The organism is Bradyrhizobium sp. A11, assembly GCF_042077125.1.
GTDB lineage: Bacteria > Pseudomonadota > Alphaproteobacteria > Rhizobiales > Xanthobacteraceae > Bradyrhizobium > Bradyrhizobium japonicum_B.
This window is the reverse complement of record NZ_CP149509.1, coordinates 5,445,974-5,467,103: the sequence shown is the minus strand read 5'-3', so window position 1 is coordinate 5,467,103 and position 21,130 is coordinate 5,445,974. Positions and strand designations below refer to the sequence as shown.

General features: G+C 63.1%; 15 protein-coding genes. 7 read left to right on the top strand and 8 right to left on the bottom strand.

Features of this window, described 5'->3' with window-relative positions; translation table 11 throughout:
* Positions 1–3 precede the first annotated feature (3 nt).
* The 4 genes from WI560_RS25685 to WI560_RS25670 are packed head-to-tail and all read left to right on the top strand — an operon-like array spanning position 4 to position 3,544.
* Positions 4–1,341 carry a hypothetical protein gene (locus WI560_RS25685; RefSeq protein ID WP_375305424.1) on the top strand — a complete coding sequence of 446 codons (1,338 nt, stop codon included), beginning with the start codon at positions 4–6 and terminating at the stop codon, positions 1,339–1,341.
* 9 nt (positions 1,342–1,350) lie between these two features.
* On the top strand, positions 1,351–2,457 hold the full coding sequence (locus WI560_RS25680) for an acyltransferase family protein (RefSeq protein ID WP_375305423.1): 1,107 nt from the start codon (positions 1,351–1,353) through the stop codon (positions 2,455–2,457).
* Entirely contained in the window at positions 2,454–3,266 is an 813-nt protein-coding gene (locus tag WI560_RS25675; RefSeq protein WP_375305422.1) for an acyltransferase family protein, read from the top strand. Before WI560_RS25680 ends, WI560_RS25675 begins: the two co-directional genes overlap by 4 nt.
* Entirely contained in the window at positions 3,227–3,544 is a 318-nt protein-coding gene (locus WI560_RS25670) for an acyltransferase family protein (protein WP_375305421.1), read from the top strand. The genes WI560_RS25675 and WI560_RS25670 overlap by 40 nt, the downstream gene beginning before the upstream one ends.
* 19 nt (positions 3,545–3,563) lie before the next feature.
* Here WI560_RS25670 and WI560_RS25665 read toward each other — a convergent pair whose 3' ends face one another.
* Positions 3,564–4,661 carry a glycosyltransferase family 4 protein gene (locus WI560_RS25665; RefSeq protein WP_375305420.1) on the bottom strand — a complete coding sequence of 366 codons (1,098 nt, stop codon included), beginning with the start codon at positions 4,659–4,661 and terminating at the stop codon, positions 3,564–3,566.
* Positions 4,662–4,949: 288 nt separating this feature from the next.
* Between WI560_RS25665 and WI560_RS25660 the strand changes: the two genes are divergently transcribed.
* Both WI560_RS25660 and WI560_RS25655 read left to right on the top strand, forming a co-directional pair.
* On the top strand, positions 4,950–6,407 hold the full coding sequence (locus WI560_RS25660) for a lipopolysaccharide biosynthesis protein (protein ID WP_375305419.1): 1,458 nt from the start codon (positions 4,950–4,952) through the stop codon (positions 6,405–6,407).
* A 19-nt stretch (positions 6,408–6,426) separates the two neighbouring features.
* On the top strand, positions 6,427–7,788 hold the full coding sequence (locus WI560_RS25655) for a polysaccharide pyruvyl transferase family protein (protein WP_375305418.1): 1,362 nt from the start codon (positions 6,427–6,429) through the stop codon (positions 7,786–7,788).
* A gap of 26 nt (positions 7,789–7,814) precedes the next feature.
* Here the strand turns inward: WI560_RS25655 and WI560_RS25650 are convergent, their stop codons facing one another.
* From WI560_RS25650 to WI560_RS25620, 7 genes are all read right to left on the bottom strand, one after another.
* Entirely contained in the window at positions 7,815–8,942 is a 1,128-nt protein-coding gene (locus WI560_RS25650; RefSeq protein WP_375305417.1) for an acyltransferase family protein, read from the bottom strand.
* Between the two features lie 230 nt (positions 8,943–9,172).
* Entirely contained in the window at positions 9,173–13,081 is a 3,909-nt protein-coding gene (locus WI560_RS25645; protein WP_375305416.1) for an RHS repeat protein, read from the bottom strand.
* 474 nt (positions 13,082–13,555) lie between these two features.
* Entirely contained in the window at positions 13,556–14,947 is a 1,392-nt protein-coding gene (locus WI560_RS25640; protein WP_375305415.1) for a hypothetical protein, read from the bottom strand.
* On the bottom strand, positions 14,944–16,218 hold the full coding sequence (locus WI560_RS25635) for a glycosyltransferase family 4 protein (protein WP_375305414.1): 1,275 nt from the start codon (positions 16,216–16,218) through the stop codon (positions 14,944–14,946). Before WI560_RS25635 ends, WI560_RS25640 begins: the two co-directional genes overlap by 4 nt.
* 29 nt (positions 16,219–16,247) lie before the next feature.
* Complete coding sequence (locus WI560_RS25630) at positions 16,248–17,585, bottom strand: hypothetical protein (RefSeq protein ID WP_375305413.1); 1,338 nt, start codon at positions 17,583–17,585, stop codon at positions 16,248–16,250.
* Complete coding sequence (locus WI560_RS25625) at positions 17,585–18,763, bottom strand: glycosyltransferase (RefSeq protein ID WP_375305412.1); 1,179 nt, start codon at positions 18,761–18,763, stop codon at positions 17,585–17,587. Before WI560_RS25625 ends, WI560_RS25630 begins: the two co-directional genes overlap by 1 nt.
* Positions 18,764–18,984: 221 nt before the next feature.
* Positions 18,985–20,088 carry a glycosyltransferase family 4 protein gene (locus tag WI560_RS25620; protein ID WP_375308909.1) on the bottom strand — a complete coding sequence of 368 codons (1,104 nt, stop codon included), beginning with the start codon at positions 20,086–20,088 and terminating at the stop codon, positions 18,985–18,987.
* Positions 20,089–20,252: 164 nt separating this feature from the next.
* Here WI560_RS25620 and WI560_RS25615 point away from each other — a divergent pair, with 164 nt between their 5' ends.
* Positions 20,253–21,128: an aldose 1-epimerase family protein gene (locus WI560_RS25615; protein WP_375305411.1), complete on the top strand. Its 876-nt coding sequence runs from the start codon at positions 20,253–20,255 to the stop codon at positions 21,126–21,128.
* Positions 21,129–21,130: the final 2 nt, after the last annotated feature.

The window sequence follows — 21,130 nt, the reverse complement described above, 5'->3', positions numbered from 1 at the left end:
CACATGACGATGCTCGCGCTGCAGCAGCCCAGAATGACGCTGATCAGCCTCAACATCGAGGCGATCGCGCTCGGCGCTTATCTGGTCCGCGACGCCTTTGGCGGCGTGATCCGCTATTACACCAGCATCTATCACATGAACGCGCTCTGGTACTTGCCCGACGCCATTGCGATTCTGTGCCTGATCCAGTTCTTCGTCCATTGCATCTTGCGCAATCGCAGTACCCTGGCCCTCCTGGTGTTGGTGCAGATCATGCTGTCGCTCGTGCTCGGGTATTTCATGCTGGGTACGGTCAACGCAGCGGTCTCGTCGTTCAAGATGATGCTGCCGGTGTTCGTCGGATTCTGCTTCTGCGACTCGAGCCTCGGCTCATACAAGAAGCTTCTGTCGGTCATCGCCGTGACCTTCTATCTGTCGGTGATCGGCGTTTTCCTGACCAAATTCTACCTGATGCCCTGGGTGGGCTACAAATACGAGTCTTTCGGCGCAGTCCGCGAGGCCGGCCGATTGTGGTGGGCCTATGGCGGCGACGACCAGCGCCTTATGGGCTTTGCGGCCGACAACACCATGGCGGCCTTTTTCATCCTGGTGTCGTTCGCGATCACGTCGATTCGCATGAGCACCACCTGGTGTCTCCTGCTCGGTTCCATCGCGATCTATGCCACCAAGCTGACCACCAGCAAGACGACCATGATCGTCCTCGTGCTCTACTTGATCCTGCTGGTGTTGGTGCGGATGCTGCCGGAGAGATCGCGCTTTCCCGCGATCCGGACCATTGCGCTGTGGTCGTATGCTTCGATCTTCGTGCCGTTCTTCATGATCGTGGTCGCTTCGGGGACCGCGGCGGTGCCGCATTCGACCCTCTTCAGCATCCTCGATCGCATCAACAACAGCTGGCAGAAGCCGTTCATCTACCTGACCCAGCTCATGCCGGTCGGCCTGGTGACCGGTTGCGGCGCGGGCTGCTTCAACTATCCGCAACAGCTGTTCTCGCCGCTCGCGGCGTATTGGGTGCCCGTCGACAATTTCTACATCGGGACCTACCTGATGTTCGGCCTGCCCTTTGTCGCGTTCATGGTGATGGTGTTCCGGGCAACGTTCGGAGCGACAGACGTGTACAAGTTGACGCTGATCTTCATCGTCAACCTGTTCACGATCACGGTGCTGAACTACGGCCCGGCATCCGGTCTCCTGATCATCGCATTGAGCTTCAGCGAGGTATTTTCGCGGCGCGCGGCCTCCGCACGGGCGGGCGACACCGTGCCAATTGTCATGAAGCCGCCGCTGCCGCCATTGGAAGGCTTCCGCCCGGACATGCCGGCGGCGAGCGGAAGCAGGTGAGAACGAACGATGCATAAACGGCTCGCATTCATCGACACGCTGCGCGGCATTGCCGTGTTGGCGGTCCTGGTCCAGCACGTGTTCGAGGTGATCGTCGAAAAGCATCCGACGGGCGCCTATTACTGGCCCATCCACGACGTGTTCGGCTACTACATGAACTTCGGCCGGTTCGGCGTGGTGCTGTTCTTCTTTGTCAGCGGCTTCGTCATTCCGTTCAGCTTTCCCGACAGCGCCACGCCGGTGCGGGACTTCGCGATCAGCCGCTTCTTCCGGCTCTATCCGGCCTATTGGACCTCGCTCGTCATCGGGCTGGTGACGATGTATCTGCTGGACTCGAAGGTCTATCCGCTCGGGCAGGTCGCTGCGAACGTGACGATGCTGCAGACCTTCGTGAACGTCCCGAACCTCTGGGTGTTCTATTGGACCCTGGCAATCGAGCTGCTGTTCTACGTCGGATGCACCATTCTGTTCGCGATGGGGCTGCTGAATCAGCGCTTCACGGCGGTGGCGATCGTGGTTGCGGCCGCGCTGGTCGGAACCAGCGCTGCGCTGATGGTGGAGAACAGGACCGTTTCCTCGGTGATGGAGGTGGGGTTGAACCTGTCGGCGATGTTCCTGGGCAAGATCATTCGCGACACCGTGATCGGCGGGAAGCTGCGATGGAGCCACGTGGCCGTCTGCACGCTGCTGTATGCGATCTTCGCCGTCACCCTGTCCGACCGGCGGTTCGGCGGCGTGTATCACGAGAATTTCTTCTACAGCTATTCGATCGGAGCGGCCTATGTCTGCGCCGCGCTGGTCTTCATCGGCTTTGCCGTGTTCGGGGAGAGAATGGCGTGGCGCCCGATGGCGTTCGTCGGCGTGATCAGCTACTCGGTCTACCTGATGTCGCCCTTCGTGATCGTCTTCGTCCACCGCCTCGTCTGGTTCGGCGACGGACCGCTCGGATGGTCGCTGTTCCTGCTGCTGACACTGGCGCTGTCGCTTGCCGTCAGCTGGATGACGTTCTTGTTCGTCGAGAAGCCCAGTATTGCCTATGGGCACCGGTTCCGCTCGGCGCGCCGAAAGAAGGTGGTCATCGAGCCTGCGCTCAGCACTCAAGGGGCCGCTGAGTGACCAGGCTTCCGCACCAGGCGGGCCCGGCCTATGACGGATCGTTCGTCCCGTCGGTCCAGGGGCTGCGCGGCATCGCGGCGCTGAGCGTGCTGATGGATCATTTCTACGACATGCCGAAGGGCGGCATGTACGACATCCCGAATCCCGGATTTCTGCCGCCGCTCTGGGCCTGGCTGCAATCGGTGATCAATGTCGGCGGGCACGGTGTCGAGCTGTTCTTCATGATCAGCGGCTTTCTGATCCCGGCGAGCCTGGTCCGGCACGGGTCGCTGCCGCGGTTCTTCTTCGATCGCGTCCTGCGCATCATGCCGGTGTTCGTCGTGCTGCATCTCGCACTGTTCGCGATTGGTCCGATCGTCGCCTACAAGTTCTTCCGGGGCATCGATCTGCCGAGCTATCTCGCCATCTTCACCGCCAACCTGTTCTTCGTGCAGGACGCGCTTGGCCTGCCCATTGCCCAGCAGAATGCCTGGACGCTGACCTACGAATGGGCATTCTACATCTGGTTCGCGCTGACATTCTCCATGTGGCGCAGCGGCGGCAGGCTGCTGACGGCGCCCCTGATCCTGCTGGGCGTCGCCTGTCTTCTGCATTGGCCGATCACGGCCTTCTTCTGCATCGGCATGCTGTTCAGCGCCACCGGCTTTCGTATCTCGATTCCGGGGCGTCTCGGCTTGATCGCGGGGCTTGCTTGCGGAGCAGCAATGTTTGCGAGCCTGGTGCTGTTTCACCCGTTCGTGGGCTGCTGCCCGGCTTCCTGCTGTTCGGCATGGCGCTTGCCCCGGAGTCGGGCCTCGGCAAGGCTCTGAGTGCGCCGGCCCTGCAATATGTCGGCAAGATCAGCTACAGCCTCTATCTCGTGCATCCCTTCGTGCTGTTCCCGTTGCAGGTGATCGGCCTGAAGCTGGTCGCTGCCGGCGTCGACCGCTGGCTGCTGTGGGCTGCCTTCATCGCGCTCGGGCTGGTACTATCGATGGTCGCGAGCGCGATCAGCTACGAGCTGATCGAGGTGAGGCTGAGGCGCCTGTTGGACGGGGCGATCCGGGGCATGTTCTTTCGACCGCTGAAGGTCGGGCAATCAGCTTGAGGCGCGCGTGCCGTCGCCGTCAGCTCACGGTGCGGCCGGCGAGCCTGTGATAGGACCCCAGCAATTGCTCGGCGATGCGGTCCCAGTTCAAGATGCCGGCGGCGGTCTGCCGTGCGCCATCGGTCAGTGTCGCGGCAAGGGACTTCGACGTCAGCACGCGCTCGAGCGCATCGGCCAATGCGACGGCGTCGCCCGGCGGGACCAGCAGTCCGTTGACGCCGTCGGTGACGACGTCGGGGATGCCGCCGGTGGCGCTGGCAACGACGGGACGGGAATTGCCGTAAGCCGATGCAAGCACGCCGCTCTGCGTTGCATCCTTGTAGGGCAGGGCAACCACCGTGGCGGATTGAAACAGCCGCCCGGTATCCCCTGGCGAAATATAGTCATTGATCGTCTTGACGGTCGGCATCGCCTCCATCCGCGCGCCGAGCCGCGTCATCTCCGGGCCGCGGCCGGCAACGATCGCCTCGTGGGCCACGCCGCGCCGGTTCAACATGTCGATCGCGTCGATGAAGACGTCGAGGCCCTTGTATGCCCACATCCGCCCAAAAAACAGGATGCGCGCGGATTCGGGCGCGGTGATCGCGCCTCCTCCCGGCGGAACCATCAGCACGCCGTGCATGCTGGAAACCGTGTCGCCCTTGAAGTCAGGGGACGCGCGGCGAAAATCCGCGATGCAGCTTTCGCCATGCGTCGTGACGATTGATGCGGCCGCGCGCATGCGTCCACGCCAGCCGTCCTCACGTGGCGAGGTGCCCGAGCCGCCTTCCGAATGCGGAATCGCATCGTGAACGGTCAACACCAGGGGAATGCCGAGCGGACGAAGGAACTGGATCAGCTTGGACGTGTAGATTTCCGGAACTTCGTGACAATGAATCACGTCCGGACGAAATGAAATTATGTCGAGGAACGAGGCCGGGATGCCGATCGCGCCGCCGCGGCGCAGGCTCAGGTCGCGAACCCGGGTCTCGAAGGGAGCGGCCACGGCGATATCGGCCAGTTCCCATTGCTGATTGGCATCCTTGCGGTTGAGCACGAGGCGAACGTCGCAATGGTGAGCCAATCCCGAGGCGAGCCGATAGGAATATTCTGCAAAGTGCGGTGCGTAGATTGCCACCCGCAAACGCTTGGAGTGACGGAGAGAACGCTGAGCAGGCGAATTCATCAAGGCATCCATTTTGCATCACATCGCAAAGGTCGATTGAAGTGTAGTCCACGATTTGAACTCACTTCCACTCTAAATCGGAATCGTGACGGCACTCATCTGGTTGCCATCACTCCGTCGTAATGTCCGGAGCAATCACTGCTCCGCAGTGACCGAAGACGGTGACGCGCGGCAGCATTCATGCCACGTCATCTAGCCTGCGATTGTGGTTGGATCTGTCGGAATTGGGTCGAATTGTTGATGAACGTCAAGCCGGGCAAACAACATCAGGTCGTGGTGGCGTTGTTCTGGTCGCTCGCCCAGAATTGGGGCGGCCGCGCGTTGTCGTTCGTGCTGTTCCTGGTGCTGGCGCGATTGCTCAACCCGGCCGATTTCGGCCTGGCCGCGCTGGTTGCCTTCATCCTGCTGCTCCTGAGCTCCATCGCGGAATTCGGCTTCGGTGACGCGTTGATCCAGCGGCGGACGCTCACGCCCGCCGACGTGACGTTGCCCTTCTTCTACTCCTTCGCCGCTTCGACGCTTCTGGCGGTTCTGATTGCCCTCCTTGCGCAAGATATCGAGCGTTGGCTCGGCGTGCAGGGGCTCGCTCCGCTGCTGACGGCCGCCAGTCTTTCGCTTCCGATCGGCACCGCGACCCTGTTTCAGGAGGCGCTTTACAAGCGCCAGATGGATTTTCGCGTGCTTGCGGTCAGGACCATGGTGGCAACCGCCGTCTCCGGCGTCGTGGGAATCGCCTGTGCCTATGCCGGGTTCGGCGCTCTCAGCCTCGTGATCCAGGTGGTCGTTCAGAGCGCGATCAGCGGCTTGTGGCTCTGGAGCCAGCCGCGCTGGCTGCCGATGCGCGGCCACGACATGAAGAGTTTCCGCGAGCTCTCGGGCTACAGCATCCACGTCGTGCTGAACAGGCTGCTGGATTTCGCCATCGTTCGCACCATCGACATGATCATCCTGACGCTCTATGGCGTTGCGGCGCTTGGCATCTATACGGTCGGTGCGCGGGTCTACATCATCCTGATGCAGCTGCTTACCCAGGCGGTCATGGACGTCGCGCTCAGCGCATTGTCTAGGATCGCGCACGAGCGGGACCGCATCGCGGCTGCCTACTTGCGCAGCGTCAGCCTCGGCGCGCTGGTCGGATCTCCGGTCTTTGTGCTCCTCGCGGCGATCGCGCCGGAGTTTTCCTTGCTGCTGTTCGGTGCGAAATGGGCCGGCAGCGAAGCGGTGATGCGGCCGTTGATGCTGATCGGCGCGGTCCAGACCGTGCAGTTCGTCAACAGCGCCTATTTCGGCGCGCTGGGCAAACCGAACTACGTCTTTCTGCTCAATATCCTGAAGTTCTGTGCGGTCGTGCCGGCGATGTTCCTGCTGCCGTCGCGCGACATTGGCCAACTGGCCACGATCTTCGCGTTCTCGCAGCTCGTGGTGACTCCCGTGACATTCGCGCTGGCGCTCCGGCTGCTGGGCTTGAGCTGGGGCCAGTTTCTGCGTCCCATTGCGGGCTGCCTGTGTGCGATCGTTCTGGCTTACGGCGCGGTCGTGCTGTGCCGGGAGGCGACGCCGGGCATGAACCCCTATTTGCGGATCGGACTGCTGTCGTCCTGTTTTGGGGTGACCTACCTGACGGGCCTGCTGCTGCTCTGGCGCAAGCAGGTCCTGTCCCTGATCGATTTCGTCGTGAAGCGCGGTGCGACCGCTTGATGCAGACGAGGAGGAAGTCGTGAAGCAATTGATCCCCGTGCCCGTACGCAGGCAGCTGCGAGGCTGGCTCAACAGCGCGAAGAATACGCCGTTGGCCCTCGATCTGCTCGAGCTGCGCAGGTGGCAGATCGCGCGGAAGGACGTCGGCGTCAACGGCGCGCCGCGCAACAATCCGCGCCGGCTCGTCGTGCTCCCCTCAGATCCCTGGAGCGTCCATCAGTCGCGCGGCGACGAGGCCATGATCGAAGCGGCCACCGGAGCGGTGAAGCGGGCCTATCCCGATCTCGAGATCTACATCGTGACCGCGACCGCAGCGGCCAGCGCGGACGTGCGCGCGATGGGCTTCAAGCCGCTCGAGCTGTGGAGACAGCCGTTCTCCTACGAGACGGTGGCGCAGGAGCTGTCGCTCACCAGGCCGGATTTCGGGCTGATCCTGGGGGCCGACGTGCTCGACGGCTATTATTCTCCGGTGGATGCCGCGCGCATGCTGCTCGTTGCCGATCTGATGGCGGCATTCGGCGCCAAGGTCAGCGTGCTCGGTTTCAGCTTCAACTCCCGCCCGGCGAAAGCGTTGCGCGAAGTGTTCCGACTGCTGGATCCGGGCGTGGTCCTGAACCTGCGCGATGCGATATCCCTTCGGCGGTTCGACGATTTCGCCAGGAAGCGCGCCCATCTGGTCACCGATGCGGCCTTCATGTTGACGCCGCGGGCGGATACGGCCGCGGTGAAGCAGATCGCGGCCAGGATAGCGCGGCAGCGCGAGCAGGGCCGCAAGGTCTTCGTCTTCAACATCCATCCGATGTTGTTCAAGAAGCCGGAGCCGGCCAAGCTGCGGCAAATGATCGAGCTTGCGGCGGACGCCATGCAGCTTCTGTCTCGCGAGCACGATGCAAGCTGGGTGCTGCTGGCACACGACTATCGCCCCGAGATCGCCGACGACAATTGTCTGCGGCCGCTGGCCGACCGCCTCGAGGCCGCACTCGGCGATCGCGTGCACCACGTCGATCAGGCGCTGTCGGCGGGCGAGATCAAGGCCGTGGTGGGTCTGGTCGACGGCGTGATCACCGGCCGCATGCATCTGGCGATTGCGGCGCTGGGGCAGGGAACGCCGGTCGCGGCGATCACCTACCAGGACAAGTTCCAGGGCCTGTTCGCGCACTTTGGCGTCAGCGAACAGCTCTTGTTGTCGCCGTCGCAGTTCCTCGTCGGCGATAGCTTCGAGACGTTCCTGCTGAACTTCCTCGGCGCGCACGAAGCGGTCGGCCAGCAAGTCCGTCAGGCGCTGCCTGACGTCATGGAATTGTCCCGCGCCAATATCGCGCCGTTGCTGGGTGAAAGCGCGATGCGGATCGTGCCGGCGGCCGACGGCAAGGTCGCCTGAACGCACTCACGTCATCGGCAGGGCGGTCAGTTGACCGCCCGCTCGGTGTTGTCGAAACGCATCGATGTCTCGGCGGCCACCGTCTGGACCTTGCGCGAGGAGGGTACGCCGGTGTCGGCCCAGCGATTGATGAGTCGCCGCGCGGGATTCTCGAAATAGGCGTAGGTGCGGTCCGCGATGACGGTCAGGACCACACAGCACGCCAGAGCGTACAGGCCGAACTGATCGGGGCGTAGTCCGAGCCAGGTCCACAATGGCTTGAACACGGCAATGAGAACGGCGTCGTGCAGCATGTAGATCGCATATGAGGTGTTGCCGAGCCGGCCGAGCAGGCGGGCGCCCGGAAACTGCTTGAAGGCACTTTCGCCGACCGCCGTAAGCAGGATGGCGCAGGAGAACAGCAGGATGGCGAGGTCGGGCTTGGCGAAGACGTTGAGGACGAGCACGGAGATGCCGAACATGCCGATGCCGGCGATGATCATCCGCTTGCTCCGGTAGGGATGCGACATCCGGAACAGGATGGCGAGCAGGATTCCGTTCAGGAAGCTGGGCAGCGCGCGCAGCATTCCGTAGTCGAAATTGGCGCCATACATCTGCGACCGCTCCTGCCAGATCGGCAGATGGCCATGGGCGAGGACCAGATAGAGCGCCGCCACGATTGCGGCGAGCACGATTGGTTGCACCTTGCGGGCAAACAGCATCAAGAGCGGAAAGATCAGATAGCAGAAGAACTCCGCGCTGATCGACCAGGACGGCGAGTTGAAGCTGAGGTGATCGGTGACGCCCCAGGCCTGGACCAGCAGGATGTTGTACAGGAAGTCCAGCGGGGTCGAGCGGGCGGTGCGCTCCAGCCCGACGCCGATCAGCACCACGAAGATGAGCAGGCTCAACAGGTGCAGCGGATAGATCCGCGCAATACGCCGGATCATGAAGCGGGAATAGGCTGCCACGCCACGTGCGTCGGACGGGTAGGAGTAGGAAATCACGAAGCCGGACAGGATGAAGAACATGTCGACGAACAGGCCAAAGGACCCGTTCCAGGCCGGCGAGATGCCCGTGTCGATCAGCTTCAGGTGGAAGATGAAGACCCCGAGCGCGGCGACGAAGCGGTAGAAGTCGAGAACGACGAAACGTCTTGCTTCACTGGCTTCCATCGGGCCTCGGAGTCCTTGCGCGGGTCATCGCCGTGTCTAGCGGCGAATTGTGACGCAAGTTCGCTGAGCGCGTTCGCCGATACGGCGCAATCGCGGCAGCCCGGCCGAATTCATGGGGCCCATCCAATTGCGGATGGGTCATCGCGCTGCCCATTGATGAGGCAGGCGCCCGACAAGAGAATGGAGCCGGGATCCTGCATGGTCCCGGCCCGAAGCATGCTGGCGCGTGCTCAGACGAACACGAAGTCGTGGCTCGTCAGGCTGGAGACATAGACGTTCTTCAGCAGGATCGAGTCGGTGGCGGAGAACGTGATGAGCGCGTTCGTGCCGGACTGCGTCATCTGCAGGTGGCTGTAGTCTTCGGCCAGGAGCTTCGAGATCTGGATAACGTCGTGGGTCGTGCCGTCGCCGGCCTGGAAGTTGAGGATCTGGTCCTGGCCGTGGTCGTAGGCGATGGTGGTCGAGCTGGGTGCGGCCGAAAACACGTCGTTGCCGGCCCCGCCCTGGATCGTGACGCCGGCAGCGACCGCCGTGACGTTGTGGGTGCCGTCGGTCTTGGTCTGATCGAAGAACTGCAGCGCGCTCGCGCTGTTGTAGTTCTCGTGCTGCGTGGTGCCGGTCTGACCGTTGAAGTTGAACAGGAAGACGTCCTTGGAGCCATCGGCGTTGTTGGCGATCTCCTGGGTCTTGTTGCCGGCGCTGTCGTAGATGTCGGTCAGCTTGCTGCCGTCGTTATGGATCACCTGGGTATAGTCCAGGGTGCCGTCGGCGTGGGTCCGGGTGAGCTCGACCAGCTTGCCCGAGGCATCGAGGTGCTGATGCTGGGTGGTGTAGGACTGCCCTGTGACGTTGTAGTTCCAGTTGTCCTGGCTGCCGTCGGCATTCTTGATATAGGCCGCCGTCTTCACGCCGGCGGTGTAGACGGTCGTGGAGCTGTAACCGTCGCTCTTGGTCGTCACCTCGCTGGTGATGACGCCCTTGGCGTCGTACCACTCCGACGTCTTGGTGCCGTCGGCACTCTGCTCCAGCGTGAAGGCCAGGCTGTTGTCGGCGTGGGTGCGCACGATGTTGGTGAGGAAGCCGGTCGAGTCGTAGCTGTCGTGCTCGTTCGTGTAGGTCTGGCCGACGATATTGAACTGGTAGACGTCCTTGGAGCCGTCGGCGTGGTAGTCGGTCTGCAACTTCTTGACCCCGGCCGCATCGTAGCTGGTGACGACGCTGCTGCCGTCGTCGTTGACGACCTGGGTGTAGTCGAGCGAGCCGTCGGCATGCCAGCGGGTCACATCCGTTGTCTTGCCGGTGGGGTCGAGATGCTGGTGCTGCGTGGTGTAGCTCTGGCCGGTGATGTTGTAGCTGTAATTGTCGTGGCTCATGTCGGCATTGGTGATGTAAGCCGCGGTCTTCACGCCGTTGGTGTACACCGTGTTAGAGCTGTAGCCGCTCGGCTTCTGGAACACCTCGCTGGTGAGAACGCCGCTGGCGTCGTACCACTCGGTGGTCTTGGTCCCGTCTGCGCTCTGCATCAGCTTGAACGCCATGCTGCCGTCGGCATGCTTGCGGATCAGCGTGGTGAGGAAGCCGGTCGCATCGTAGACGTCGTGCTCGGTCGTATAGTTCTGGCCGGTGATGTTGAACAGGAAGACGTCCTTGCTGCCGTCGGCGTGCAGGTTGGCTTCCTTGATCCGCGTTCCCGCGGCATCGTAGTTGGTGATGACGCTGCTGCCGTCGGCGTTGATGACCTGCGTGAAATCGAGCGTGCCGTCGGCGTGCTCGCGGGTCACGGAAGTGATCTTGCCTGAGGGATCGACGTGCTGGATCTGCGTGGTGTAGCTCTTGCCGGTAATGCCGAATGCGTAATTGTCCTGGCTGCCGTCGGCATTCTTGACATAGGTGTTGGTCTTGACGCCGTTGCTGTAGGTCGTCGTCGAGACGGTCCCGTCCGCCTTTTGCACGACCTCGCTGGTGAGGCTGCCGGCGGCATTGTACCAATCGGTTGTCTTGGTGCCGTCGGCGCTCTGGACCAGCTTGAAGGCGAGACTGCCGTCGCTGTGCAGGCGGGTCAGGTTGGTGAGGAAGCCGGTGGTGTCGTAGACGTCGTGCTCGGTCGTGTAGTTCTGGCCCTTGATGTTGTAGGTCCAGACGTCCTTGCTGCGATCGGCATGATAGGTCGTCTCGACCAGCTTGACCCCCGTCGCGCTATAGTTGGTGATCACGCTGCTGCCGTCGCTGTTGTAGACTTGCGTCGAGTCCAGCGAGCCGTCGGCATGGCTGCGGATCACCGAGGTGACCTTCCCCGAGGCGTCGAGATGCTGAACCTGGGTGGTGAAGCTCTTCCCGGTAATGTTGTAGGTATAGTTGTCTTGCGAGCGGTCCGCGTTCTTGACGTAGGCGGCGGTCTTCACGCCGGCGGTGTAGAGCGTGGTGGAGTAATAGCCGTCGGACTTCTGGACGACTTCGCTCAGGAGGGTTCCGGCCGTGTTGTAGGTGTCGGTGGTCCTGATTCCGTCGGTGCCGACGTGGACGAACTTCGTCATCACGCCGCCCGTGTAGCTGATCAGATCCTTGGAACCGTCGGAGTAGGCCACGGTGGTCGAGGTCGGCTGCCCGCTCAAGTTCAGGCCGGTATCCGACTTCGACAGCAGCGTTCCGCTCGCATCATAGGTCTTCGTGCTGCTCCAGGTCGAGGCGGTGTTCGTCACCGCGAACGAGTAGCCGCCCTGGATCTTGGACAGCGCGCTGCCGTAATGGGCGATCATGTAGTCCATGGTCGCCTTCGAGGCGACCGGCAGGACGTGCGAGTCGGTCAGCGTGATGGTCTGCAGCGCCGTGGAGTCGCTCAGGTCGGACAGCTGCGGCACGATTTCGGCCGCCGTGCCGCTGACGCTGGTCCTTGTGTCGGGCGGAGTCGAAGTGGCCGGGGGCGCGTCGATCTCGATGATCAGCGGGTGGTCGCTGACCGGAATCGTGATCGAGCTGACGTCGGTGTAGCTGGCGATCGCCGTGGTTCCCGTCAGGGTGTCGTACACCTTCACCGAATGATGCACGCCGCCGAGGTTCACGGTGACTGTCTGGGCCGTGTTGGTCAGCTCGGTATCGGTGGAATCGTTCCAGAGCTTCGGCTCCGCCCATACGACGAGTTCGTAGGCGCCGTTGCTCTTGCCGAGCACCATGCTGTTGCCGGTGGCCGGCATGTTGCTCAGGGTGTAGTTCAACGGATCGGTCGGTTGCAGGCCGCCCTTGCCGTCGTCGGCCAGGATGGACGTCAGGTTGTGAATGGCCGTGGCGGCGAGCTTCGGCGTCCCGTCGGAATTGAACAGTCCGAAGTTGGCCTCGGGATTGGTGTTGCCGGCGGACGAGTCGCGATCGAACAGCTCGTAGAGATAGGTCGCGCTCACCCCGGCCTTGTAGGCATCGACCAGGGTGTTCAGGATCGATTTGGCCTGCACCGTCTCGTTGACGCCGAGATATTGGGTGTTGGCCTGCGTGGTGTAGCCGGTCTCGGTGATGACGACGGGCTTGCCCGGCGCCGCGGTCATGACGGCGCTCAGCGTCGCCGAAATTGAGCTGCTGGTCGTCACGCTGGTGCTGACATAGGCATGGGCGTTGGCGTAGTCGACCGAGCCCGACATGTCGCCAAGCTGGCTGTAGCCTTGCGGATCGTTGTAGGCCAATGACAGATTGAAGACGGGGATGCTGCCGAGCGTGGCGTTGGCATTGACGGCCTGATAGAGCGCGCTCTGGAACTGGGCCGCTGCGGTGAGGCTCGAGCTGCCGTTGTAGCTGAAGGGTTGGTGATTGGCTTCGTTGAGCCCTTCGATGGCGCTGATGCTGCCCGTATAGGTCGTCGCGAACTTCTCCAGCGAGGCGATGTATTTCTGCAGTCCGGCCGTGCCGGTCTGGGGCAGGGCGGACGACACCAGGAAGTCGAACTTGTAGCCGGCTGCGGCCAGTCCCTCGACGACGGGTTGCGCTGCCGGGCTGGTTCCCATCGCGTCGCGGAGATGGGTGACGCCGAGATACTCGAGGTTGTCGACCATCATCGCGAGATTGTTGTAGCCGGTCCATCCGAAGCCGGCGTGCGTGTTGACGCCAATCGAGTTGATGAAGCCGCTGGCGGACAGGATGGTTTGATCGGACATTGCACACTCGAGTTTCAACGCGAGCGAGAATGCTCGCAGGGATTTGCGTTCAAGCTTCTCTGTGGAGTGTGAATTTCAGATAAAAATAGAAGCTGCAAATCGCGAGCGAAACGAGGTTCCTTGTGCAGGAACAGACTTGCCCGGTGGCAGCAGAATGTTTGAGCGATGCCGGATCGGCGTGGCGCGAGAAAGGCGCTTTCAAGATTTTCTCGATTTGCGCTGCTGAATGTATGCGCAGGCGGCGCAGAAAGGTTTTACAATCTTTGTTGGGAGCGGGCTCACGCGACTCGCTTGTCGCCGTTGTCGGTACTTCGTTCGCACGCGAAGTTCGCAGATGCCGCTTCCATGGGCGGTTAGGTCATGCAATATGCGCGCTAGGGTTGTGTATGCTCAGAGATGGTGCAGACGCTCTTTGCTGACGACGCCGGTTCCGTGCAGGAACCCGGCGTGCACGACAGACGGTCGGTGCGAAAATCAGCCGCGGCGGGCCAGCATCAAGAAGTCGCCGCGCCATCCGATCACCGCCGTCGCAATCGCGGCGATCACGATCTTGCCGGCGAGCCACGTCGTGGGCTCCGTCGGCAGTGAGCCGAGCGATCCGATCAGGAGTGCGGCCACCAAGGCCTGCATCACCAGCGGCCAGCGCGGGAACGCCTCGAACCGCAGGGTCGGGCCGAGTGCGACCAGGATCGTGGCGAACGTGGCGACCGTAGCCCAGCCGACTGCCCCTCGCGGCGACAGGCCGGCCGACACCGCGACCAGGGAGACGGCCACCACGACGGCGAGCTGGCCGGCCGCGACCAGCACCAGCCTGGTCGCCAGCTTCTCGAGGTGGGGGACGACCGCGGTCGTCGCCTGCAAATGGGTGTGCAGGAAATAGAAGGCGGCGACCATTGGCGCCGTCTCCAGGAATCCAGCCAGGCTCGCCTGGGGCACCAGGATACGTGCTGCATCCGGAATGAATCCGATCAGTCCGCCGAGCAGCACGAGGGTCGTGCAGATCATGAATTCGAACATCCGGCGCGCCGACTGCACCGATCTTGCGCTGCCTCCGTGTTCGAAGTCGTTGACGACCTCCGGATAACTCACGGTGTGGATCGCCGCATTGAGGACCCAGAACGGGCGCTGCAGGAGGTCGAGCGCCATCGAAAATCCGGCGCCGGCTCCCGTCGCGCCCAGCCGGCCGAGGATGACGACGCGGAGCAGCACCGGCACCGACAGATGGATGACGGATGCGCCCGCCGCGAGCATCCCGTAGCGGGAGAAGTCCTTCCAGTCCGCCAGCATCCTCTGCAACGGCACCCGCTCCATCGGCGTGCGATATGCGGCCAGGCCGGCGAGGAGGCCCAGAACGTGCCCCGACGCGATGCCGAGCAGCGCCGCTTCGGCCGTCCCCGAGAACACGCCTGCCGCGACGGCACCGGCCAGAAGCCCGGTGGCACGCAGCGCAAGAAGGAAGGAGGCGATGCCGAGCCGGTCGGACAGGCGGACCGACAGGAAATAGAGGTCCGTCAGGCCCTGCAGGACGGAGATGCCCAGACCCAACGCCACGATCCCTGTCGGGAGCACGCTGGCCACAGACGCGCAGGCGCCGACCACGACGAGCGCGGCCGCGCTCGATAGGCCGGCTGCAAGCAGCGACCACCTCAGCCGGGCCGCCTCGTTCTCCTTGGCTGCCGCCAGAAAGCGCAGTCCCGCCAGCTGCAGCCACTCGAACATCAGGACGCAGAGCAATTGGCTCGAGGCCAGCGCGAGGGAAAAGTTGGTGTAGTCGGCGGCGGGCAACAGATGGCTGATCGCGAAGATCAGGATGATCGCCGCGGCGCTCTGATAGACGTAGCCCGCCATCGCGAGGAGGCGTGTCATCGCGGAATGAGGCGCTCCTTGCCGACGGCCCGTCCCTGCGGCGCTTCATTCGTCGCAGCGCGCATGCGCGACATCCGCTGTTCGCGCAATTGTTCATACAGGTTCTTGTATGAAGACAGCACGTCGGCAAAGATCCACTTGTTGGTATCCGCGATCAGGCGCCGGCTGATCTCGTCGATCTTGTGCGGATCGGCGGCGACCGCGAGCATGCTCCTGGCCAGGGATTGCGGATCGGCCTCGGTCAGCCAGCCCGTCACGCCGTGCTCGATGACTTCGGGCATGCCGCCAAAGCGGGTTCCGAGCAGGGGCCTGCCGGCCGCCTTGGCATCTGCGACGACCAGTGGACCGGGGTCGTGCCAGATCGAGGGCGCAATCACCACGTCGACCTGCTTGTAGAAATCGTCCGGCGCCACGAAGCCCATGAACTCGATACGCGCATCCGGCGCGAGCGAGCGGAGACGTCGCTGCTCCTCGTCGCTGACCCGGCCGGCGATCATCATGCGGATGCGATCCCGGGGCAGCAGAGCCAGAGCGCGCATCAGGTTGTCGATGCCCTTTTCTTCCGTGAGGCGGCCGATGAACCCGAACGTCACCTCCGTGGTGCAGACCGGGCGGGGATAGGGCGCGCGGGGCGGCTCGGTCGAGGCGTTGCGGATCACGGTGCGGATCGGCGTCTCCGCGAACATGCCCATGTCGGTATGAATCGACAGGACGCGCTCGCTGACGCCGACCACGGCGCTGAGCCAATGCGTGGCGCGCTTGCGATGAAAGGTCAGAAGTTTGCAGCTCGTGCAGGTGTGCTCGCAGGATCGGCCCTTGTCGAAACGGGAGCAGCGCGGGCAGGTCAGATAATAGTCGTGGAGCGTATGCAGCACGGGCACGCCGAGCTGGGCGGCGACCCGCCAGATCGCGGTGGTGAGGCCCGACAAATTGTTGGAGTGCAGTACGTCCGGCTTGAAAGCCCGGATGCGTTCCGCGATCAGGGGAGCCTGCATCTGCCAGTCGTCGACGGCGTGCCAGATGCTTCGCAGCGCGACGTTCTTCTGCTCGGTGAAGGGCAGATAGATGTTCTGCACCGGCGCGGAATAGACCTTGATGCCGTCGCAGGTTTCCGGGGCCTGCTCGGGCCTGGACGCGGCCCGGATCACTTCCACCTCGTCGCCGCGTTGCGCCAGGCCTTCGGCGAAACGACGAGCAAAGATCTCCGCGCCGCCCACGATCTTGGGTGCCTGAGGCGTCGGATAAAGCGTGGACGTCAAAAGAACTTTCATCGCGTCAACCTCATGTCTGCAAATAGGCTCTACCGCGCCGGCCTGATCTCCAGGGCGGGAACGGCACTGTCATTGGCTGCAATCAGAACCGGTGTGCTCGAGACGGGGATCCAGACCCCGGACGCAGGCCTCGCCGCCTGGTCGCACGGCATCGCAAAGCTCGCCCCTTGCGGATCACCCTTGAGCCGGATTTCGTAACGTCGGTCCGGAGTCTCGGACCAGACCGCAATTCTGCCGCCCGAGGTCGTTGATGCATTGATCGACACGACGCCGGTGGCGAGTTCGCGACGTTCGGCACTCAGGCTGGAGCGAATGAAGGCCCAGGCGCCCTGCACTGCGCAGGCCACGGGCTTCGGCGAATTGTCGAAACGGTAGAGCCCGAAATTGTGCTCCAGGTCCGATGGATTCTGCCCGCTGTCCTTGAGCTCGTAGAGCCACATGCCCTTGAGCCAGCGCGCCGCGGTCGATGCCCACAGGATCAGCTGCGCACTATTGTCGGCCTGGGCCTGCTCGCTGACGCCGCATTTGTTGCTCGCCGTGGTCCAGCCGGTCTCGGTGACATAGATCGGGAAGTCGGGGTTTCCGCTCGCCTGGCCGACGAGGCGGTGAAACGCCGTCAGTCTGTCGATGATCTCGGCCGAGGTGCGCTTGCTCGGGCCCATGCAGAAATTGTAGAGATGGATCGAAGCGCCGTCGGCATATTGCAGGATGCCGGATCGCAGCATCTTCTCCGTCCATGTCCAGCCCGGATCGTCGCCGAGCGCGCCGACCAGGAATGGCGCATTCGGCGCGACCCGCTTGACCGCCGGCCGCACGACTTGCGCCAGCGCCAGGTAGTTTTCCGGCGAGAACGCGGCATCTTTCTTCGCCGCCAGGTTCCATTCGTTCCAGAGCTCGAAGAGCGGTTGCTGCGGCAAGACCGATTGCGCCGCCGCCACCGCATAATCGACGAACCGCTGCCGCGCCTCGTCGGTGGTGGGCGGCGAGGAATTCGGCACCAGATGATGACCGAACGCTAGGATCAGAAGGGGGCGCGCGACGCCGGACCTGACTTGCGATTCCAGCCTGCCGAGCCTGGGCGTGAATCCCATCCGGCGTCCCCCCGTCTCGAAATCGGACCAGGGAAAATCATCGCGGAAGGCGTTGAGGCCGAGCTGCTTGATCTGTGCGACGTTCTCCGAAGGCACGTATCCGCGCGCGCTCACCGGGCCGCCCAGGCCCTGATGCGTGCCGACACCCAGCAGGAATCGGGCATCGAGCGGTTGCGCCTGCTGGGCGCAGACGGAGACCGGCAGAAAAATGGATGCGATGAGGCTCGCGAGGCGGAGACTGTCGCGAACCAAGGTGCGTGGGACTAGCGGAGCCATCAGAAATTCTTGGAGAGATCCGATTGCAGTCCCGCCTTCGCCTCGACCGGTGTCTGGTCGTTCTGCAGCAGCTCGAGATAGACCTGCTGCAACTGCCCATGCGTCTTCTGAACGTCATACAGCTGCTTGAACCGGTCGTAGCCGCGCTGCCCCAACACCCTGAGATCGAAATCGAGGGCCCGCCGAAAACCGTCCACGAGCGGCTGAACGCCGACGGGCTCGCAAAGCACGCCGGTGACGCCGTCGACCACGATCTCGGGCAAGGCTCCGCTGCGGAACGCCAGGATGGGTTTTGCCGCGCGCATCGCCTCCAGGGCAACGAGGCCGAAGGCTTCCCATCGCGACGGGATCACGACGAGATCGGCGGCCTCGAGCTGGGTCTCGATGGTCGGGCGGTCGAGCCAGCCCAGCAGGGTGACGTTGGACGGGACGCTCGGGCCTTCATATTTGTTGACGACGGAGGCGCCGATCATGCGGATATCGAGCACGTCTTCGAGCGTGCGCGCCGCCTCGATCAGGAGATCAAAGCCCTTCTGACGGTCGAGGCGTCCGATGAAGAGAACCTTGACCTTCTTGGAGGTCCAGTCTGCCGCGAGAGGCTGCGGCGAGCGCGTCTTCGAGATGCCGTTATGGACGATGGTGAGCCGGTCGGCAGGAATTCCGGCGCGGACGGCTTCGTTGAACTCGTCGCCAGAGATGCAGATGATCCGGTCCGACGTTCGTGCGAGGAGGTTCTCCGCCGCCTTCGTCACCACGTGACTGAGGCGGCCGGTCTCGCGCGAAAACGCCCAGCCGTGCGGGCAATAGACGACGCGCGGTCCGTCCGAGCGGGCTGCAAGCGCGGGACGGAGCACCAGGCCCGCGAACGAGGAATGCAGGTGCACGATATCGGGACGGAAGGCATCCAGCGCCTGCATGCTCGCGCGCAGCATCTGGAATAGTCCGGCGACGCCGCGGCCGGATCGCTCGAACGTCGTAATCTGGTTGTCATCGATCCCGGGGAGATCGCGACGATGATCCGAGGGCACGATGTAGTGCACGTTCTCTGCGCCGAAGCTTGCTTGCTGCTGCGGATGCAACTCGTTCAGATAGCTCGCAATCCCGCCGCGAATCGTCTCGGCGACGTGCAGCACTTTGATCGGTTGCCTTGCATAGGGCTGCGTCGGAGAGCCGGACATCGTGTATCCCTGTTCTGTGTTCGCGAGTGCGAAACACAGTTCCTCGAATACGTAGCGATAATGGGGCAGCGATGTGGTGATGTTGCGCCAAGCTCGTGCGCGCGCGTTTGTCACGGGAATGAAAACATTTCGTGGAACAACGCGAAGGCGCTCGCGTTGCAGCCAGTTGCAAACCGTTTGTGCGAAAACCGACGCGCGCAATAGGTGAAATGCATTGAAGTTCAAGCAGCGCTGGCAACGCTTGCCGGTGGTGCGAGATGCTCGAGCAACGACTTGGCCGATTTCTGCCACGAATAGAATGTGACGCGTTCCTGCTGCCGTCGTCGTTCCTGCTCCGAGATGGCGCCGGTTGCCAATCTTTCGAGCATGAGTTGCTTCAATGCTTCAGCATCATTGGCGTCAAAATACGCAGCGGCGTCGCCGCACGTTTCCACGACCGCATCAGCCGTCGAGGCGATGACCGGGCAACCGAAGATCATGGCTTCGAGCGGCGGCACGCCGAAACCTTCATAGAGCGAGGGAAACACGAATGCCGCTGCATGCGCATAGAGCGCAGCAATTTCGCTGTCCGTCAGTCGTCCGGCCAGCAGCAGGCCGGAAACCCCCTGGCCCGAATTGTCCTGAAAGACCTTGCTGTTATCTCCGCCGACGATGACCAGCGGAACGTCGGGCCGATCGAGCAGCTGAACGGCGCGGATCGCCACGGAAAGATTCTTGTTCTTGGTCTTCGAGCCGACGAAGAGGAAGAATTTCTGCGGCTGAACGCCCAGTCTGGCAAGAATGCCGGGATCGGGCTTCGTCGCCGCGAAGTGTTCGGCGCTGTTGGGAAATACCGGAATGCGCGATGCCGATAGATTCAGCACGTCTGCCAGCTCGCGGCGGGAGAAGCCCGACACGGTTGCGATGGCTGCGTGGCGCGCGAGCAGCCGGCCCATCGTGCGATGGGCGGTCAGATAGCGCCAGTTGAAGAAGTCCGGCCTGCGAAAGACCTGAGCGTCGTGGATCACGACAATGTGGTCGCGATGGAAGACGGGGCCGGAATTGGCCAGGCTGATCAGGCGGCCTCCTGCCGCGGCGCGCGCCAGATCGATCTGGTCCCAAGCATGACCACGCAAGCGGCCGACGGCGCGGATCTTGATTTGGTTGAGATCGAGGCCCTCGCTTGCATCCGCCGGCGTGAGCAATTGCCAATCCGCGTTCCGCAGCGAGGCAGCAGTGTGCTCCGAGGCCAAAAGCGCGTCGATCGCCTTGACCATTTCAGCGGCATAGCGCTGAACGCCCGTGATCTTTTGAGACAGAAAGCGCCCGTTGATGAAGAACTTCAATTGGCTACCATGGGTTTCATCGGCTTTCGGGTGGTGGACGAGCCCCACAGGAGCAATCGTTAGGTACGGAAATATGACGCTGCTCTCAGCCCGCCGCCAAAACGCTCCGATGGCACCAGCGGAGCCGCCTTGCTGCGTGTGGGGGCGCGGTGTAGATGTCGGCCATGAGTGACGATACCCACACTCTCCGCAGCGGCGGACTTGCCAGCACCATCAAGGCGCATGGCGCCGAGCTTTGCTCGTTGACGGACGGCACCACCGAATTCGTCTGGCAGGCGGGACCGGAATGGCTGCGCCATGCGCCATTGCTGTTTCCGATCGTCGGGCGCCTCGCCAAGGACGAATTGCGGCATCGGGGCAAGACCTACCGGATGACCCAGCACGGCTTTGCGCGCGACAACCGCTTTGCATGGACGGAGCGCGGCGAGCAAAGCTGCACGCTGGTGCTCGAGGACAGCGAGGCGACGCGTGCGCTCTATCCGTTCGCGTTCCGGCTGACCGCAACCTATGCGCTCGACAGCGCCGGCCTCGATCTGACGCTCGTGATCGCCAACACCGGCAAGGAGACCTTGCCGGCTTCGATCGGCGGTCATCCCGCGTTCAACTGGCCGCTCCAGGGCGGACTTGCCAAGGAGAGCTATTCGCTGACGTTTGCGAGCGTGGAATCGTCTCCCGTCCGCCGCCTCGATGGCGGATTGCTGCGCGCGGCAACGGAGCCGAGCCCGGTCAAAGGCGCGGTGCTCCCCTTGTCCGAATTCCTGTTCACCGACGACGCCGTCATTTTCGACCGGATCGAGAGCAACGCGGTCCGCTATGCCGCGCCCACCGGTCCCTGGCTCAAGATGTCATGGCGCGGCTTTCGCGAGCTCGGCGTCTGGTCGAAACCATCCGGCGCGCCATTCCTCTGCATCGAGCCCTGGCGCGGTTATGCCAGTCCAGCCGGATTCGACGGCGAGTTCAGCGACAAGCCCGGCCTGATGCACATCGCAGCAGGCGCCGAAGAGCAATTGTCGTTCCGGATCGAGATCGGATCGAGCTGAGG

Bases quoted from the DNA above. Each gene is read 5' to 3' on its own strand.
- WI560_RS25685 (WP_375305424.1), top strand. From the start codon at position 4: ATGACGATGCTCGCGCTGCAGCAGCCCAGAATGACGCTGATCAGCCTC.
- WI560_RS25680 (WP_375305423.1), top strand. From the start codon at position 1,351: ATGCATAAACGGCTCGCATTCATCGACACGCTGCGCGGCATTGCCGTG.
- WI560_RS25670 (WP_375305421.1), top strand. From the start codon at position 3,227: ATGGCGCTTGCCCCGGAGTCGGGCCTCGGCAAGGCTCTGAGTGCGCCG.
- WI560_RS25660 (WP_375305419.1), top strand. From the start codon at position 4,950: ATGAACGTCAAGCCGGGCAAACAACATCAGGTCGTGGTGGCGTTGTTC.
- WI560_RS25650 (WP_375305417.1), bottom strand. From the start codon at position 8,942: ATGGAAGCCAGTGAAGCAAGACGTTTCGTCGTTCTCGACTTCTACCGC.
- WI560_RS25645 (WP_375305416.1), bottom strand. From the start codon at position 13,081: ATGTCCGATCAAACCATCCTGTCCGCCAGCGGCTTCATCAACTCGATT.
- WI560_RS25640 (WP_375305415.1), bottom strand. From the start codon at position 14,947: ATGACACGCCTCCTCGCGATGGCGGGCTACGTCTATCAGAGCGCCGCG.
- WI560_RS25635 (WP_375305414.1), bottom strand. From the start codon at position 16,218: ATGAAAGTTCTTTTGACGTCCACGCTTTATCCGACGCCTCAGGCACCC.
- WI560_RS25630 (WP_375305413.1), bottom strand. From the start codon at position 17,585: ATGGCTCCGCTAGTCCCACGCACCTTGGTTCGCGACAGTCTCCGCCTC.
- WI560_RS25625 (WP_375305412.1), bottom strand. From the start codon at position 18,763: ATGTCCGGCTCTCCGACGCAGCCCTATGCAAGGCAACCGATCAAAGTG.
- WI560_RS25615 (WP_375305411.1), top strand. From the start codon at position 20,253: ATGAGTGACGATACCCACACTCTCCGCAGCGGCGGACTTGCCAGCACC.